Source organism: Streptomyces sp. NPDC007162 (genome assembly GCF_040634175.1).
GTDB lineage: Bacteria > Actinomycetota > Actinomycetes > Streptomycetales > Streptomycetaceae > Streptomyces.
In genome coordinates this window covers 1-16,410 of sequence record NZ_JBEYFC010000169.1, presented here as the reverse complement: position 1 = coordinate 16,410, position 16,410 = coordinate 1, and the positions used below count along the sequence as shown (strand labels likewise).

Here is a 16,410-nt window from a genome sequence, read left to right as displayed (position 1 = left end):
GGCGCCTTGAGAGCACCAATCAGCACAGGGCATTTCTCACCACGGAGGGCTCAGGCTCAGTGGGCGATCACAGGCTCGCCCTCCGACGGCGCCAGAGCTGCATTCGGCATCAGGAACGCCGTGAGCGCCGCGCCGACCACGAAGATCCCGGCGCCCCACGCCAGGGTGGCCGTGTAGCTCTCGACCCCGGCCTGGGCCATGGTCAGTGCGCCGGGCTTGTGTGCGGACAGGTAGTCGGTCGCGGCCGACGAGGCGACGGTGGTCAGCAGTGCCGTGCTGATCGAGCCGCCCACCTGCTGGCTGGTGTTGATCAGCGCCGAGGCGACGCCCGCGTCCTCGTGGTGCACGCCTGCGGTCGCACCCTGGAACGCGGTGGTCATCACCCCACCGATACCGAGACCCAGCAGGATCATGCCCGGCATGATGTCGGCGACGTAGGCGCTGTCCAGCGTGAGCCGCGTCAGCAGGGCCATACCGGATGCGGAGACCAGGAAGCCGGCGCTGACCACGAGTTTCGGGCCGACCTTGGGCAGCAGCAGCGAGGGCACTGTGGTCGACGCGGCGACGATGCCCGCGACCATCGGCAGGAAGGACAGACCGGCCTCGATAGGCGAGTAGCCGATGCTGGCCTCCAGGTAGTAGGTCAGGAACAGGAAGATCGAGAACATCCCCATGCCCAGGACGAACACGGCCAGGAACGAACCACCTCGGGTCCGGTCCAGCACGACTCGCAGCGGCAGCAGCGGATGCGCGACCCTGAGTTCCAGCCAGGCGAACACCGCGAGCAGCACCACACCGCTGATCATGGAGCCGAGGGCGACCGGGTCGGTCCAGCTGGTGGATTCGACGTGCGCGAAACCGTAGACGATGCCGAACAGGGCGGCGCTCACCACGACGGTGCCAGGAATGTCGATCTTGGGTCGCTCGGTGACCGCGGGCTTGGCCAGCAACAGCAGTGCACCGGCCAGCGCGACGCTCGCGAAGACGACGTTCACGTACATCACCCAACGCCACGACGCCCATTCGGTGAGCATGCCGCCGAGCAGGAGTCCGACCGCGGCACCCGCACCGGACAACGCACTGAAGATGCCGAACGCCTTCGGCCGCTCGGCCGGGTCGGTGAAGGTCACGCTGAGCAGTGAGAGCGCCGCGGGCGCCAGCAGCGCGGCGAAGAGGCCCTGGGCCACGCGTGCCGCGACGAGTATGTCGAAGCTGGTGGCGGCGCCGCCGACGACGGACGCACCCGCGAAACCGACCAGCCCGGTCACGAAGGTCGTACGCCGGCCGAACAGGTCACCGAGGCGGCCCCCGAGCAGCAGCAGGCTTCCGAACGCCAGGGCGTACCCCGTGATGACCCACTGCCGGCTGCCGTCACTGAAACCGAGGGCGTGCTGCGCTTCGGGCAGCGCGATGTTCACGACGGTCGCATCGAGCGTCACCATGAGCTGCGCCACGCCCAGCACGACCAGCACCCACCAGCGCGTGGCGTGTGAGCCGCGGCGGCCCGTGTCTGTTTTCTCGGAGGCGGACGCCCCACGATCGATGGAGGTAGTCATTTTTCCCTTAGTCGCAGGCCAAGGCTTCACATCGATGGGAAACCGATCTGTTTCCACCTAGGAAAACAGATCGGTTTCCACGGTGCAAGTGAACGGCTCGCTTCCGGCCTGCAGCGGCCCGTCAAAGTCGAAGACCGCGCAGGCCGGTGGCATCGCCTCGACACGCAACTACTTGCTCGACAACGGGCACGGCTGCGACGCCCGCGTGCACTTGGTCAGGTGTCGCCGGCCTACGGCGACACCCTGGACGCACACGGCCCGGCACCCAACATGCCGATCATGTTCTTCGCACTGGCCTCCGGATTCACCATGGACTACCGAGGGAGCGGCACGACGAGCCTGGCGGCGGCACGGGAGGCGTGGCGACGGAACTGCGGCCCATCGGCCGCCTGGATGAAGCACCGTTGACGAGTGGCGACCCGAGTAACAAGTGGCCGGCCAGTAGCCTCCTAGGCGGGTTTCCTGGCCGTCGTCGGCCTGCTCCACACCCTGCTGCCGCGACTCTTCGACAACCGACCGAATGATGGACGACCGCTCACGCCTGTATGTCCTCGTACACCCCTGACACGGGCAGGGAACGAGGGGATCCGGCACGAGCAGGGCATCGTCTCGCGGCGATCGGGATGAGCTACGCGCCGCCCCATCAAGCCCTTCGGCGTCTGCGTGCTGTTCGTGGTCCTTGTGGACGAGCCGATGGTGCGCATCCTGCCGGGAACGGCCGTCACGACACTGCCGACAGGACGGCGCCGGGCCCGCTGGCACGCTTCTCCGCGACCGGTTCGGCACCAAGGCTGCCGACATACCGGCCGACGACAACGCCGACAAGCCGGTACCCGTCGCTGCGGGCCGAACCCTGCGCATCGGGTGCCGATGACCCGTCGGCACCCGCCCGGAACTCACTCCGCCGACTGCTCCCCCTGCCCGCACGTCCGGCGATCATGGCGACGATGGTTCGCGTCCTCCTGGGCCAGGCGCCGCAGCAGCCTGACGACCGGCTCGAACAGCACGCTGAGGACGACCGCCCGCTCGGCGAGGGCGATCTGGTCCGCGATCCCTTCGAGCTGAGCGAAATCCAGGTCCGCGGTCGAGGTGGCGAGCCGTGCGTAGGGGATGAGGTCATCGGCCGTGTAGTCCGTGCCGAGACGGCTCAGCGCCGCGAGACTCTCGGCGAGCGCCGGACGGTGCGGTGACGCGTCGGAGATCCGCCAGCCCATGTTCTCGATGAGAGCCTCGACCCGCGCGACGGCTCCGCCTGCCTCCGGCTCGTCGGCGGCACCCCCGTGATCCTCACCGCCCTTCCCGCTCGTCTCCGCGGAAGGGACGGGCAGGGCGTGGTGGATCACCGCCAGGGTCTCGAACGCGTCCAACGGCTGCTCGACGGCCTCGAGCACCTCCCGGGTGCGGGCGACGGACAGCCCACCGAGCTGAATGAGAGAACGGATCAGACGCAGCCGCTGGACGTGCTCCTCGTCGTACTCGACCGTGGTCGGGTTCAGCGCCCGCCCCTCGGGGAGCAGCCCCTCCCGCCGGTAGTACTTGATGGTCGCCACCGGCACCCCGGACCGACGGCTGAGCTCCGAAATCCTCATGCGCTCCCTCACGCTCAACTGTCCTACCAGTATCGCGCTTACCGGGGGTTGCACCTCCGATCTCGATAGTGCGACTATCAGGAACTCGATAGCGGAGCTACCGAGCAGTTCTCCGGTGTGCCCTCTTTTGCGCACCCGGCCTCGAGTCACCTCGCACACCTCGACAACGAAGGACCACGCATGTCCCAGCGAATAGGCAGGACCCACTGGAAGCGCTTCGCCATTGGTGCGGTACCGACGGTAGCCGCCACAGCGGCTGTCGCCGTTTCCATGGCCCAGGGCGCGCTGGCCGCTTCGTTCAGCATCTCCGGTTCCGACTTCAAGGTCTCGGCCGGGAAGCTGAGCGGCACGGGATTCGCCAACTACGCCACGGTGGACGTCGCCAAGAACGGCAAGCACGTGCCCGTCTCCGTGTCGTCCATCAAGAACGCGACGATCGTCGACATGTGCCAGTCCGTGCCGGTGGACATCCCCGTGCTCGGGACCTACACGATGTCACTCAATGCGGGTGGATCGGGTACACCGGTCAAGGCCAAGGACCTGTACATCGACATGACCGACCTCCAGGCCAAGAAGGGCACCTTCCACAACGTGGACATCGGCGTCGCGGTCGGCGCCATGACCAAGGGTCAGGTCAACCCGAAGGATCACGTGGATCCCAACGGTTACGCCCAGCAGGCGGATTCGGTCGAGATCCTCGATGCCCACCAGACGGTCTGGGCCAGTTCCGCGGGCACATTCGAACTGTCGGGCCTGCACATGAACATCGCGGCCGGCCGCCACGACTGCTTCTGACACATGCCCCAGCCCTCCCCACCCGCTGACGATCCGGGAACCTCCACATGACGAGTGTCGGCGCACCCGCGCACCCCCTCAATGACAGCGGCTTCGCCCGCGCTCGCCGGGCTTTCAGGGCGTGGCGGCGCACCCGCCCCTTCTGGGCGGGCCTGCTGGTACTCCTGGCCGCCGCGCCGATCATCTACTTCCCGTACTTCAACCTCTCCTTGGGCGCCCTGTCCGTGGCGATGTCCACCACCGCGGGGGCGGGGTCCCTGGTCATCGGCCTCACCCTGATCGTCCTCGGCGGACTTCTGTGGTTCCAGCCGATCATCAGGTTCTTCGCCGGCTGCGTGGCCGTCTTCCTCGGTGTGCTGTCGCTGCCCATCTCGAACTTCGGCGGATTCTTCGTCGGCACACTGTTCGCGGCCACAGGTGGGCTTCTGGCTCTGGCATGGGGCCCGGTGAACACGACCGACGACACCGAGGAGCCGCCGGGGAGGGCCGGGGAATGACCGATCAGTCGCCCGATCTCCGCGGCGAGACCGTAGGACCCCACTACGCCCGCCCGACGAGAGGCCGCCACGCCGTCCCCCGTACGTCCACGCTGACCCGACTGCGCCTGCCGCTCGGGAAGGCTCTCGCACTCACCGCGCTGCCGACGGTTCTCGTCCTGGCCGGTCAGCGTCCGCCCGCGGTCGACACGAGCGCCACCGCGGCTCATTCCGCTCCCGAAGAGGAGCCCGGCGGCGGTGTCGACTGTGCCCGCCCCGATGACACGGCGACCCCGGCCGCGGCCCCCGTTTCCTCCGCGGCTCCCAGCACGCCCACTGCCCCCACGAACGGCACGCGGGTCCAACCGTCGGAGCATGCGGCTGACGAGGAAACGAGCCCCGCCCCGGTTCCGACCGCCTCACCGAGCCCGACCGCTGCCGCCGCCACCGGCGTTGCGGACATTCTCGGTTCCCTCCTCCACGGCATCACCGAGCAGCAGAATCCGGCACCCGATGCAAGCCCCGCACCGAGCCTGGCCGCTCCTACGCCGACACCGACGGGTGCATCCGACGCGCCACCGGCCGAACCTCGCGCCTCACCCGCCCCCGGCCACAGGACCGCTGAGCCGTCGCGCCCACCGGCACCCACCACGGGGGCCTCCCGCACCTGCGACATCAGCGATGCCAAAGCCCCCGAGGACACGAGCGCGGGTCGATTCGCCGCGCCGTCATGGAACATGAAGGGAAGCCGCCTCGACCTGCGTGACCTCGTCTTCGGTGGCGTGGTGACCGTAGACACCGCTGCCGGGCCCAAGCGGGTGCTCAAGTTCTCCGCGGCGGCCGTCACGATCCGCGACCTGAAGATGGCTGTGCCCGTCGGCCCGCAGATCCAGCACATCGACGGAGCGCCCGGCTCGACGTCCACGCTGCGAGGCGGCCGCATCACCATGTACGTCGAGAGTCTGACGGGCACCCTCTCCGGCGTCGAAGGCATTCCCCTGCCCCCGGTCCTCCGCCTCCATCTCACGCCCGACACCGTCCCGGAGTGGCTCTACGACACGGTCGGGAAGGCAGGCCTCAGGCTCCGACTCGGCTTGGACGACGCCGACATCGACCAGGCCGGGCAGACGGGAGGAGAGCTCGTCATCCCGGGAATCCACGGGTACGGAACGCCCCGATGAACCAAGGCTCCTCACGGGCTTGCGCCTGGAAACCGGTCGGTTTACCCTTCTGGAAACTGGCCGGTTTCCCGCGTTGTGAAGGCAACCATGACCGCATTGAAGGGCGCCAACGTCTTCGTCACCGGCGGCAGCCGGGGCATCGGCAAGGCCCTGGTGGGGGAGCTGTACGCGCGCGGCGCCGGCAAGGTCTATGCCACCGCCCGCGACCCGCGCACCGTCACCCACCCCGGCGCCGTCCCGGGACCCCTGGAAGTCACCGACCCGGTCGCCGTCGCGGCAGCCGCCGCGCAGGCCCAGGACGTCACGGTACTGATCAACAGCGCCGGCGCCTCGGTCGGCGCGTCCTTCCTCGACTCCCCCGTCGGCGACATACGCCGCGAGTTCGAGAGCAACTTCCTCGAGACCAGCTTCTACGGCCCGCTCCTCGTCGCCCGGGCCTTCGTGCCCATCATCGAGCGCAACAGCGGCGGCCACCTCCTCAACGTCCACTCCGTGCTCTCCTGGATCGCCTTCGGCGGCTCCTACAGCGCCTCCAGGGCCGCTCTGTGGTCACAGACCAACTCCCTGCGCCTGGAACTTGAGCCGCGCGGCATCACCGTCACCGGACTGCACGTCGGCTACGTCGACACCGACCTGACGACAGGCGTCGACGTCCCCAAGTCCGACCCTCGTGACGTCGCCCAACTCGCCCTCGACGGGGTCGAGACGGGCGCGTACGACGTGCTCACCGACGACATCTCCCCCAGGCCAAAGCAGGCCTCGCCGGCGGCCTGACCGGACAGTATCCCCCCTCGCCAAGTAACCCCATCACACCCAAGGAGTCGGCGACATGCCCGCCCACGACCTCCACCCCACCATCCACATCCCCGGAACCACCACCCACACCATCGCCCCTCGCACAGGACGCGCCAGCCGCGAAGGCACCCTGCGCTACCTCAAAGCGGGCACCGGAACCCCCTCGTCCTGCTGCACACCGTCCGGACCCAAGCCGAGCACTTCCGCCTTCTCATCCCACTGATCGCGGACCGCTACACCGTGTACGCCCTCGACCTGCCGGGGATGGGCTACTCCGAGATCGTGCCCGGCGCTTCCTATGACGAACCGGCCATGCGCGCGGGCGTCAAGAGACTCCTCACCGAACTCGACCTCCACGACGTGACATTGGTCGGGGAATCCATGGGAGCGGTGCTCGCCCTGACCACCGCGGCCGACCTCCCGGAACGGGTACGGCGCGTCGTCTCGGTGAACACGTATGACTTCCGCGGTGGCATCGCCCGCTCCAGCCTCCTCGCCCGTGTGGTGGTCAGCGGTGTCCTCGCCCCGGGAGTGGGCCCGGTGATCGCCGGGGTGGAGCCCAAGCCCGCCCTCTCCAGGATCCTTCAGGGCGGCCTCGGCGACAAAAGCGCGCTGCGAGAGGACTACCTGGACGAGCTCCTCCAAGTGGGCGGCCGCCCCGGCTACCCGACCGTCGCCCGGGCTGTGTACCAGGCCCTGCCCAGTCTCATCGCGGCCCGCTCGCGCTACCACGACGTCAAGGCCCCCATCCACCTCGTCTACGGCGAGAAGGACTGGTCCCGGCCCTCCGACCGTGATGCCAACAAGAGGCTGCTGCCCACCGCCGACTTCACGCAGGTCCCCGGGGCCGGCCACTTCATCGCCCTCGAACGACCCGACGTGCTGGCCGACTTGCTGAACGCGGCAGCGTGAGCGCCGGGAGAGTGCCGCACCGCCCCAGCCCGGGCGGTGCGGAGGGGAGCCGACTCGACGATGACGACCGAAGACCTCTTGGCGTCTGAGGAGCGGGGCATGGCGCAGAGCCAGACAGAGGTCGACGTTTCTGCCCAGCTGAGCGATGACACGGTGCTGCGGAGCTGCGTTTCCACCGGTGTGCCGACGGATTCCTCGGCGGGGGCGCCGCCAGGTGGATCGGTTTCTCGCGGCCGCGCCCGACCCCACGCCGGACGGGGGTGAGGTGGGCCGCCGCTTGGGTAGCGCTTCTTCAGGGCCATCTCATGGCGTCCGACCGCAGCTCCTGCAGTTCACACGCTCTGGATCGTATGCCCCTCCTGCAGGGTGGCTGGTCGTGGCAGCGGGATCTTCTGCGCGAGCATGTCGCCTTCGACGTCGAGGTTGGGCAGGAGCCGGTCCAGCCACCTGGGGATCCACCAGGCCTTCTCCCCCGCGAGCGCCATGGTCGCCGGAATGAACGCCATGCGGACCACGAAGGCGTCGATGAGGATGCCCGCGGCCAGCGCCAGCCCGGCCTGCTTGATCATGGGCTGGGGATTGAAGATGAACCCGGCGAAGACGGAGACCATGATCGTGGCCGCGGCGACCACGACGGCACCGGCGTGAGCGATGCCGGAAACCGTCGACCGGGACGGGGTGTCGCCGTGCATGCGGGCCTCGCGTATGGAGGTGACCAGGAACATCTGGTAGTCCATGGCCAGTCCGTAGAGCACGCCGGTGACGATGATGGGCAACAGGCTCACCACGGGAGCCTTGGCGTCAGGTCCGAAGAGTGCCTGCAGCCAGCCCCACTGGAAGACGGCCGTGGTGATACCGAAGGTGGCGGCGATGCTGAGCAGGAAGCCGAGCGTGGCCATGATCGGGACGACGACGGAGCGGAAGACCAGGAGCAGCACGATCAGGGACAGCCCGAGGACCGTGATGACGTAGAGGGGCAGGACGTCGGCGAGGCGGTCGGACACGTCGATGGCCAGGGCGGTGAAACCGGTGATGCCGATCCGGACACCGTTGCGGTCTCCGATCTGCGCGCTTCGGCCGCGTACGGCGGTGACAAGGTCCTTGGTGCCGTCGTCGTTCGGGCCGGCTCCGGGCACCAGGCCGAGCACCGCCGTGGTGCCGCTGCTGTTCATCCCGGCCAGGGACACCGACACGACGCCCCTGGTGCCCTTCAGGTCGGAGGCGACGGTGGCGAGAGCAGTGGAGCTGAGAGGCCGACCGACGCCGGCGGAGTGGATGACGACCATGAGGGGGCCGTTGTATCCGGGGCCGAAGGTTTCACTGACCACGTCGTAACTCTGCCGTTGTGCGGTGTCGGGGTTGTAGCTGGCGCCGGACGGCAGGCCCATCTTCATATCCAGAGCGGGCACGGCGAGAACCAGCGGTATCAGGAGCGCCGCCGCGAGAGCGGGGTACCTGTGGCGCACCAGGAGTGAGCCCCAGGCGGTGGCCCGCGTGTGCGTGGTGGAGGTGTGCTGCTGTGGCCTGCGGCGGGCCGTGTCCGAACAGATGCGCTCCCCGACCAGGCCGAGCAGTGCCGGCAGCAGGGTCAGGGCGAGCAGGACCGATACGGCGACGGTGGCCGCTGCTGCGAGGGCCATGGTGGTGAGGAGGGTGATGCCGACCACCAGGAGACCGGCCAGGGCGATGACGACGGTGGCGCCGGCGAAGAAGACCGCGCTGCCGGCGGTGCCGGTGGCGCGGCCGGCCGCCTCGTGTGCGTCCAGTCCCTGGTGGAGGATCAGACGCCGTTGCCGGGTGACGATGAACAGGGCGTAGTCGATACCGACGGCGAGCCCGAGCATCAGGGCCAGTACCGCGGTGAGGGAGTGGATCTCGAAGACGCTGGAGAGGGTGAAGGTGCCGCCCACGCCCACGGTGACGCCCATCAGCGCGATGATCAGAGGCAGGCCTGCCGCCACGAGCGAGCCCAGGGTGACCAGCAGGACGACGGCGGCCACAATGACCCCGGCCACTTCGCCGACCCCCAGGATCTCGGGCAGTTCCATCATCGAGGCCGACGGCAGGACATCGAGGTGGGCGCGGTCGGCCTGACGCTGCGCGGCCCGTACGGTGCTCTCGATCGTCCCAGCGGGGAGTTCGTAGGTCTGCTGGTCGAACTGGAACTGCATCAGGGCGGTGGAGCCGTCGGCGGAGACGATGACGCCCGGCACCGGTCGGCCATCGTCCTCCAAGGCGACCGGCGGTCGGTCCCCGGCCGGTTGCCCGGCGGCCCGGGCCACCGCCGTCTGAGCCCGTAGCAGTGGGCTCTTCGCGCCCTTGGCCAGTTCATGGGCGAGAGCCTTGCGCGGGTCGACGACGTGGTCATGACGGTAGACCGCGTTCACCGCGGCGAGGAGAGCGGCGCGGCTCTGCCCGCCGTCGATCCGTCCGCCGGCACGGACGTGAAAGGCCAGCATGCCCTGTCCGCCGGACGCCTCCGGCAGCGACTTCGACAGATCGTCGATGACCGCCTGGGCGGGGGTGCCGTCGATACGCACCTCGTTGCTCAGCTTGACCGGATTGACCGCCAGCAGGGCCACGACCGTGGACACGACCGCCAGCCAGCCGGCGATGACGTACCAGGGTCGGCCGTAGGCGAGACGCCCCAGCCGGTACAGCAGCACGGACACGCCGATCTCCTTATCCCGCCGCAAGGCGGCGCCGTCGAATCGATAGGGAACTATCGAACCGGGAGTGTACTATCAGTTCGGTAGTCGACTATCAAATGACTCGAGGTCGGATACCCTGCGGTCCAGCACGAGAGGAGCCGTATATGGCGAACACCCCGACCCGCTCAGGCCGCGCCCGCAGGGTCGACGCCCGGTCGAGCGCGGAGCGCATCGTCGCCGCCGGACGGACGGTGCTCGGCGCGGGCGAAGGCTCACTGGAGCAGATCGCCGCCGAGGCAGGCGTGGGCATCGCGACGCTCTACCGGCACTTCCCCAACCGGGAAGCGATAGTCCGCGCCGTCCTCGACGACCTCCTGGAGACGGACCTCCTGCCGCTGATCACCGATGCCGCGACCTCCCGCGGTCCCCGCGGCTCCCTGCTGGACATCGCCACCCGGCTGCTCGAACTGATCACCGAAGAACGGGGGCTGGTCACGTTCGCCGGCAACTTCGCCGACGTCGCCGTCGAAGCCCTTGAACGCCTCAGCGACTCCCTGCACCCCCTTCTCGAACGCGCCCAGGAGCAGGGCGAGATCCGCGCCGACCTGACCGCGGACGACATTCCGCGGTTCCTGGTCATGGGAATCGCCGGCCTCGCACTGCCCGGCACCGCCCCCTCCACCCGCGCACGTTTCCTGGCTCTGCTCTTCGACGCGCTCAGGCCGGCCGACGCGACCCCACTCCCCCCTCTGCACACGGCGGAAGGCGACCTGCGCACGGCCATCAGCCACGTCACACACAGCCGATGACTCCACACGTGCCGGGGACCTGAAGAGGAGCGGCGGACCCCGGCGCACGTCGGCGACAGCGGCCGGCGCCCGGCCGACCACCGACGGGCGGGTGCGACGGACGCACAGTTTGACCGGAGGACGCCTCCGGTTTACCGTGGGGGTCAGTTCGGAGGTGGCCTCCGTTTTCGATCGGCCCGCCGAGCCGGAAAAGCACAGGAGGATGCATGAACGCCAGGGGACAACAGGAGCGCAAACCCCGCGCCGACGTGCAGCGCAACCGCGCGGCCCTCCTGGAGGCCGCCCAGCGCCACTTCCTGCGGGACGGAATCGGCACGTCGCTGGAAGCCGTCGCCAAGGAGGCGGGTGTCGGGCCGGGGACGCTGTACCGGCACTTCCCCACCCGCGAGGCCCTGCTGGCGGCCGTACTCCAGTCCCGCACCGCGGAACTGGTGGCCCGCCGCGAGGACATCGCCCGCATCGACGACGCCGGCACGGCACTGACGCAGTGGCTGCGAGCCATGGAGGACTACCTCAGCGCCTACAGCGGACTGCCGGAACCCCTCATGGCGGCGACCCGGGCACAGGACCCGGACAACCCGCTCACCGTCCCCTGTGACGAGCTCATCGCCACGACCGACGGGTACGTGCGAGCCACACAGGGCACCGGGTACGTACGCGCCTCGGCGACGGGCTACGACCTGTTCCTCGCGGCCTGCTCGATCGCCTGGATCAAGGGCACCGGCGCCACCGAGGAATCGCTGACCCGGCTGCGGGCGCTCGTCGCCGACGGATACCGCGAGCCGGACGACCGCGGCTAGCGGTCGGCAACTCACTCACGGCCGGGGCGAGGTACCTCCCGCTCCGGCACCCCACGGGATCCGGCCATGGCCGACCGTCCCGCCACGCCGTCATCTCATCGCGCCACCCTTGGGAGTGGTGCAACCTTCGAAGGGACAAATCATGAAAATCACTGTTATCGGCGCTGGAGCCATCGGCGGAAATCTGGCCCGCAAGCTGAGCCTGGCCGGTCACGAGGTCCAGGTGGCGGACGCCCGGGGTCCCGAGGCGGTCGCGGCCGAGGTGCTGGAGTCCGGCGCCCGCGCGGTGGCCCTGGACGAGTCGGTCCAGGGCCGGGACGCGATCATTCTGGCGATCCCCTTCGGAGTGGCCGGGCAGCTGGCGGAGCTGTTCGCGACCGTCCCCGCAGAGACCGTGGTCATCGACACCTCGAACTACTACCCGCACCTCAACGGGCGGATCGAGGAGGTGGAGGGCGACGGCAAGGTGGAGAGCGTACACACCTCCGATCTCCTCGGCCGGCCCGTCGTCAAGGCATGGAACGCCGCCCTCGCCGAGACCCAGCGGACCAGGGGCGTTCCGGCGGGTACTCCGGGCCGCATCGCCATCCCGGTGGCCGGCGACTCCGAGGACGCGAAGAAGGTGGCCATGAGCCTGGTCGACGACACCGGCTTCGACCCCTACGACGCCGGCCCCCTGGCCGACTCGTGGCGCCAGCAGCCGATGGGTCCCGCCTACTGCACCGAGCTGACCCTCGATGAGCTCCCCACCGCCCTGGCTGCGGCACACCGCGTCAAGGACGCCGCCGTCCGCGACAGCATGCTCGAGCGTTTCGCCGCCCTCCCGGCCGACCCCACCCTGGACGACGTCGTCGAAATGAACCGCGCCGCCCACCGCTGACATCCACCCCACCCACAGGGCGACGCTCCTGCGGGGCCGGAGGGCCGCGCGGCCGGCCGCGGCTCGGACGAGGTGAGGATGTTCGCTGGTTTCATGCCGGCCATCGCCTCCTCCCGTCAGGCCGCCCTCGACCGGCGGCGCTTGTTGGGCGAGGCCGTGGATCTGTACGGGCGCGTGCGCGTCTGCAGGACGCCCTGGCGCACGGCGTCATCGACTACCCGCCCGATCGTCGCCGACACCGCAACCGACATGGCCGTCCACACGCCGGACTGGTTCGCGGCCGGCGCCCGCGACGGCGTCGACGCCCTCGTCGGCCAGATCGCCCCGATCCGCACGGCACGCACTGAAACCGATCGGTTTTCATTTCGTCCGATCCGGGTTAAGGCTCTGGTGGAGGAGCTGTACGCGCGCGGCGCCGGCAAGGTCTACGCCACGGCCCGGGACCCGCGCAGTGTCACGCATCCCGACGCCGTCCCGGTGGCGCTGGAGGTCACCGACCCCGCCTCCGTGGCGGCCGCCGCCGCACAGGCGGGCGACGTCACCGTGCTGATCAACAACGCGGGAGCCTCGGTCGGCGCGTCCTTCCTCGCCTCCCCGGTCGACGACGTACGCCGGGAGTTCGAGACCAACTTCTACGGCCCGCTGCTTCTCACCCGGGCCTTCGTGCCCGTCATCGAGCGCAACGGCGGCGGCCACCTCCTCAATGTGCACTCCGTGCTCTCCTGGATCGCCCTCGGCGGTTCCTACAGCGCGTCCAAGGCCGCGCTGTGGTCGCAGACCAACTCCCTGCGCCTGGAGCTGCAGCCACGCGGAATCGCCGTGACCGGCCTGCACGTCGGATACGTGGACACGGACCTGACGGCGGACGTCGACGCACCCAAGTCCGACCCCCGCGACATCACCGCACTGGCCCTGGACGGCGTCGAGAGCGGAGCGTACGAGGTGCTCGCCGACGACATCTCGCGGCAGGTCAAGGCGGGCCTCGCGGGCGACCTCGCGGGCCTGTACCCGCAGCTGGCGAAGTAGCCCCCGCACCTGCCAGGGCGCGCTCCGTCGCACGCAGGGACTGCCGGCGGCACCGTGCCGTGGTTCGGGTGTCGGGATCGGGTTCGGCGAGCCCCGCCGTCGCGCCGTGATCGCGGATCCCGGCCGACGGCGGCGAGCGGCGCCCGGTTCCGGTGGACGGCCGGTGCCACCGCCTTCAGCCCCTGCCTCCGCTCAGGTTCCCCCAGCGCGGTCCGGTCCTCTTCCACTCCTCGTCCCATTCGGCCATCCGACGGCGGACGAGCCGCACCCGGATGCCCTTGCCGGCGGCCCAGACGGCGGCACCGGCGAGTGGGCCGACGAGGACGCCGGTCAGGGCCGCCTGCACGGTCGCCGCCGTCGCGGAGACGGGTGCGCCGACCACGTGGCCGGCCCGGTCCGCCCAGATCGGGACGTGGGTTCCGGCCGAGGCACCCGCGGGGACGACTGCCTGTCCGGTGTGCACGGCACCGTCCGGGTCGGTCCAGCGCACGGCCGCCCGTACCTGCCAGTCGCCGTACTTCCCGTCGCCCGCCGGGACCACCGGGACGCCGTCGGTGACCACGGCGGTCGCGGTGTGGACCTGGGACGCCCGGGCCGCGGAGGCCGAGTCGCTGATCTGCGCCGCCGTCGTACCCGCGAGGACCGCGCAGGCGAGGGCGAGTATCCAGCCGACGGCGATGATCCAGCCCTCGATCACGTCGCTGCGCCGGCGGAGCGGATTGCGCCGCCAGTGCCACAGCCGTATCGGGGTGACGGTCGCCGGAGGGGTCCGTGTCATGGCCGCCGCCTCCTCTCAGAGCCCGCGTCGCCCGGCCGGGGGGGGCCGCCATCGCGCGGGGCGCCCGCCGGGCACCTCCAGGCTGCCCGCCCCGCACCCGTGGGGTCTTGGGCCGAGTGGTCCCGGCCCGCTGCCCCGGTAGGCCCCGCGGCCGACCGGAGCCGGCTACGTCGCGGGCAGCGGGACATGCCATTGCAGCGTGGTGCCACCGCCGTCGGCACACACGGTCTCCAGGCCCCCGCCGAGCTGTTCCGCACGCTCGGCCATGTTCCGCAGCCCGCTGCGGCGGCCGCCGGACGGGATGCCCACCCCGTCGTCGCAGACCGTCAGACGTATCTCGCGGCCGTCGGTGGTCAGCGTGACCCCGGCCCGGTGGGCGTGGGCATGTCGGGCGATGTTGGTCAGCGCCTCGGAGAGCACGGCCAGGACGTGGTCGCCGATCTCGCGGGGCACGTCGGTGTCCAGCAGGCCCTCCATGCGCACGCCGGGCGCGAAACCCAGGACCGGTGCGGCCCGGCCGACCGTCTGGACGGCTCGCCCGCGCAGCCCGCCGCCGCCGATGTCGTCATGGGCCCGGAGGCCGAAGATCGTCGACCTGATGATCTTGATGGTCTCGTCCAGGTCGTCGACGGCCCGCAGCACCCGCTCGGACGCCTCCGGGTGATCGATGAAGCGCCCGGCGCTCTGCAGGGTCATCCCGGTGGCGAACAGCCGCTGGATGGCCAGGTCGTGCAGGTCCCGGGCGATCCGGTCGCGGTCCTGGAGCACCGCGATCCGCTGGGCGTCCTGTCGTCGCTCGACCAGCTCCATCGCGATCGCGGCCTGCGCGGCGAAGCCCAGCAGCATCTCGGTCTCCTTGCGGGTGTAGACCGGCCGCCCGGCTTCGCGGGCCAGCAGCACCACGCCCCGCATCCCGCCCTCGCCGGTGCCGATGGGGACGGCCACGGCGGGGCCCAGCCCTTCGAAGCGCGGGGGTTCGGGAGAGACCCGGGCATCGTGGGTGACGTCGTCACTGGCGACCGGTGCGGCGGCGGAGAACGCCAGGCCCATCAAGGTCTCGCGCAGGGGCAGCACCAGCCCCCGGTGCGCGTCCGCGTCCACTCCCACGGCGATCTCGACACCCAGGGACGCGCCGTCCTCCCAGGGCAGGGCGACCGCCGCCAGCGCGGAGCCGGAGATCTCCTTGGCGCGTCCCGCGATCAGGTGCAGGGCCTCGGCACGACCGCTCCCGGACATCAGGCTGTGGGTGATCTCCGCGTTCGCCCGCAGCCACCGCTCCCGCAGCCGGGAGTCCTCGTAGAGACGGGCGTTGTCGATCGCCACGCCGGCCGCCACGGCCAGCGTGGACAGCACCGACTCGTCCTCCTCGTCGAACTGCAGCCCGCCGCGCTTCTCGGTCAGGTAGAGGTTGCCGAAGACCTGGTCGCGGACCCGGATCGGTACGCCCAGGAAGCTGTTCATCGGCGGATGACGATCCGGGAAGCCGTAGGAGGCGGGGTGCTGGGAGAGCTTCTCCAGACGCAGGGGCCGCGGGTCGCGGATCAGCTCGCCGAGGATGCCGTGGCCCTCGGGCAGGGGCCCGATCTCGGCGACCTGCTCGTCGGTGACCCCGACGGTGTGGAACGCGGACAGGGTGCCGCCGTCGGGTCCGATGACGCCGAGGGCCGCGTACTCGGCGTCCACCAGGGTCGCGGCCGCCCTGACGATGGAGCGCAGGGCCTGTTCCAGGTCCAGCTCGCGGCCGACGGAAAGGAGCGCCTCCAGCAGGCTGTGCACGCGGTCCCGGGTGCCCCGGGCAGCGTCCAGCCTGGCCTGCAGCTCGTCCAGCAGCTCGTCGAGTTTCAGCTGCGGCAGCAGGACGCGGAGCTCGTCGGGAGTGTCCACCGCGCTCCTCCTCGGTCCCGGCGCACGGGCCCGGCTTCCTCGGATCGTCTCCACGGTATCCCTCCCCGGCCGAGGACGGCACGCCGAACAGGGGGCCCGGCCGTCCGCCGGGGACCGGCCCGACTCCCGAGCGCGCGGGGCCCGCCGGTCGGGTGTACGACGCAGGACGAGCGGGACCGCGTTCGACATGAAGTGATCCGTCCCCTTCCACCGGAGGAGCCCGATGACCCCCACCCCGCGGACCCGCCCCTGGCACGGTGTCCTCGTCGCCACCGCCC

At 70.4% G+C, this 16,410-nt stretch carries 13 protein-coding genes and 2 pseudogenes; 10 read left to right on the top strand and 5 right to left on the bottom strand.

From position 1 onward, the window contains the following. Positions 1–56 precede the first annotated feature (56 nt). A complete protein-coding gene (locus tag ABZ646_RS21180) occupies positions 57–1,556 on the bottom strand; it encodes an MFS transporter (RefSeq protein WP_360520911.1) in 1,500 nt (499 codons plus the stop codon). A gap of 219 nt (positions 1,557–1,775) precedes the next feature. On the opposite strand from ABZ646_RS21180, the gene ABZ646_RS21175 reads away from it, so the two are divergent. Beyond that, entirely contained in the window at positions 1,776–1,964 is a 189-nt protein-coding gene (locus ABZ646_RS21175; protein ID WP_360520909.1) for a hypothetical protein, read from the top strand. A gap of 488 nt (positions 1,965–2,452) precedes the next feature. Here the strand turns inward: ABZ646_RS21175 and ABZ646_RS21170 are convergent, their stop codons facing one another. After that, complete coding sequence (locus tag ABZ646_RS21170; RefSeq protein WP_360520906.1) at positions 2,453–3,145, bottom strand: MerR family transcriptional regulator; 693 nt, start codon at positions 3,143–3,145, stop codon at positions 2,453–2,455. 180 nt (positions 3,146–3,325) lie between these two features. Here ABZ646_RS21170 and ABZ646_RS21165 point away from each other — a divergent pair, with 180 nt between their 5' ends. From ABZ646_RS21165 to ABZ646_RS21145, 5 genes and pseudogenes are all read left to right on the top strand, one after another. After that, the gene (locus tag ABZ646_RS21165; RefSeq protein WP_360520903.1) at positions 3,326–3,940 is read left to right on the top strand and encodes a DUF6230 family protein; all 615 of its coding nucleotides are present in this window, start codon (positions 3,326–3,328) and stop codon (positions 3,938–3,940) included. A 47-nt stretch (positions 3,941–3,987) separates the two neighbouring features. Further along, positions 3,988–4,437 carry a DUF6114 domain-containing protein gene (locus tag ABZ646_RS21160; RefSeq protein WP_360520900.1) on the top strand — a complete coding sequence of 150 codons (450 nt, stop codon included), beginning with the start codon at positions 3,988–3,990 and terminating at the stop codon, positions 4,435–4,437. Between the two features lie 716 nt (positions 4,438–5,153). Next, complete coding sequence (locus ABZ646_RS21155) at positions 5,154–5,597, top strand: hypothetical protein (RefSeq protein WP_360520898.1); 444 nt, start codon at positions 5,154–5,156, stop codon at positions 5,595–5,597. An 87-nt stretch (positions 5,598–5,684) separates the two neighbouring features. Continuing rightward, a pseudogene (locus ABZ646_RS21150) lies at positions 5,685–6,382 on the top strand (SDR family oxidoreductase); the annotation flags it as partial. A gap of 44 nt (positions 6,383–6,426) precedes the next feature. Continuing rightward, a pseudogene (locus tag ABZ646_RS21145) lies at positions 6,427–7,304 on the top strand (alpha/beta hydrolase). A gap of 332 nt (positions 7,305–7,636) precedes the next feature. Here ABZ646_RS21145 and ABZ646_RS21140 read toward each other — a convergent pair. Further along, positions 7,637–9,976, bottom strand: a complete 2,340-nt coding sequence (locus ABZ646_RS21140; RefSeq protein ID WP_360520895.1) for an MMPL family transporter — start codon at positions 9,974–9,976, stop codon at positions 7,637–7,639. A 143-nt stretch (positions 9,977–10,119) separates the two neighbouring features. Here ABZ646_RS21140 and ABZ646_RS21135 point away from each other — a divergent pair, with 143 nt between their 5' ends. The 4 genes from ABZ646_RS21135 (at position 10,120) to ABZ646_RS21120 (ending at position 13,470) form a co-directional block, all read left to right on the top strand. Next, positions 10,120–10,764, top strand: coding sequence for a helix-turn-helix domain-containing protein (locus ABZ646_RS21135; RefSeq protein ID WP_360520892.1), 645 nt, complete (start codon positions 10,120–10,122; stop codon positions 10,762–10,764). A 206-nt stretch (positions 10,765–10,970) separates the two neighbouring features. Then, entirely contained in the window at positions 10,971–11,564 is a 594-nt protein-coding gene (locus ABZ646_RS21130; protein ID WP_360520889.1) for a helix-turn-helix domain-containing protein, read from the top strand. A gap of 142 nt (positions 11,565–11,706) precedes the next feature. After that, the gene (locus ABZ646_RS21125; RefSeq protein ID WP_360520886.1) at positions 11,707–12,444 is read left to right on the top strand and encodes an NAD(P)-binding domain-containing protein; all 738 of its coding nucleotides are present in this window, start codon (positions 11,707–11,709) and stop codon (positions 12,442–12,444) included. A 327-nt stretch (positions 12,445–12,771) separates the two neighbouring features. After that, positions 12,772–13,470, top strand: a complete 699-nt coding sequence (locus ABZ646_RS21120; protein ID WP_360520914.1) for an SDR family oxidoreductase — start codon at positions 12,772–12,774, stop codon at positions 13,468–13,470. Positions 13,471–13,645: 175 nt separating this feature from the next. On the opposite strand, the gene ABZ646_RS21115 is transcribed toward ABZ646_RS21120, so the two are convergent. Beyond that, the gene (locus ABZ646_RS21115) at positions 13,646–14,248 is read right to left on the bottom strand and encodes a hypothetical protein (RefSeq protein ID WP_360520883.1); all 603 of its coding nucleotides are present in this window, start codon (positions 14,246–14,248) and stop codon (positions 13,646–13,648) included. 165 nt (positions 14,249–14,413) lie between these two features. Next, on the bottom strand, positions 14,414–16,132 hold the full coding sequence (locus ABZ646_RS21110) for a GAF domain-containing protein (protein WP_360520880.1): 1,719 nt from the start codon (positions 16,130–16,132) through the stop codon (positions 14,414–14,416). Positions 16,133–16,410: the final 278 nt, after the last annotated feature.

Bases quoted from the DNA above. Each gene is read 5' to 3' on its own strand.
- ABZ646_RS21180 (WP_360520911.1), bottom strand. From the start codon at position 1,556: ATGACTACCTCCATCGATCGTGGGGCGTCCGCCTCCGAGAAAACAGAC.
- ABZ646_RS21170 (WP_360520906.1), bottom strand. From the start codon at position 3,145: ATGAGGATTTCGGAGCTCAGCCGTCGGTCCGGGGTGCCGGTGGCGACC.
- ABZ646_RS21165 (WP_360520903.1), top strand. From the start codon at position 3,326: ATGTCCCAGCGAATAGGCAGGACCCACTGGAAGCGCTTCGCCATTGGT.
- ABZ646_RS21160 (WP_360520900.1), top strand. From the start codon at position 3,988: ATGACGAGTGTCGGCGCACCCGCGCACCCCCTCAATGACAGCGGCTTC.
- ABZ646_RS21155 (WP_360520898.1), top strand. From the start codon at position 5,154: ATGAAGGGAAGCCGCCTCGACCTGCGTGACCTCGTCTTCGGTGGCGTG.
- ABZ646_RS21135 (WP_360520892.1), top strand. From the start codon at position 10,120: ATGGCGAACACCCCGACCCGCTCAGGCCGCGCCCGCAGGGTCGACGCC.
- ABZ646_RS21130 (WP_360520889.1), top strand. From the start codon at position 10,971: ATGAACGCCAGGGGACAACAGGAGCGCAAACCCCGCGCCGACGTGCAG.
- ABZ646_RS21125 (WP_360520886.1), top strand. From the start codon at position 11,707: ATGAAAATCACTGTTATCGGCGCTGGAGCCATCGGCGGAAATCTGGCC.
- ABZ646_RS21115 (WP_360520883.1), bottom strand. From the start codon at position 14,248: ATGACACGGACCCCTCCGGCGACCGTCACCCCGATACGGCTGTGGCAC.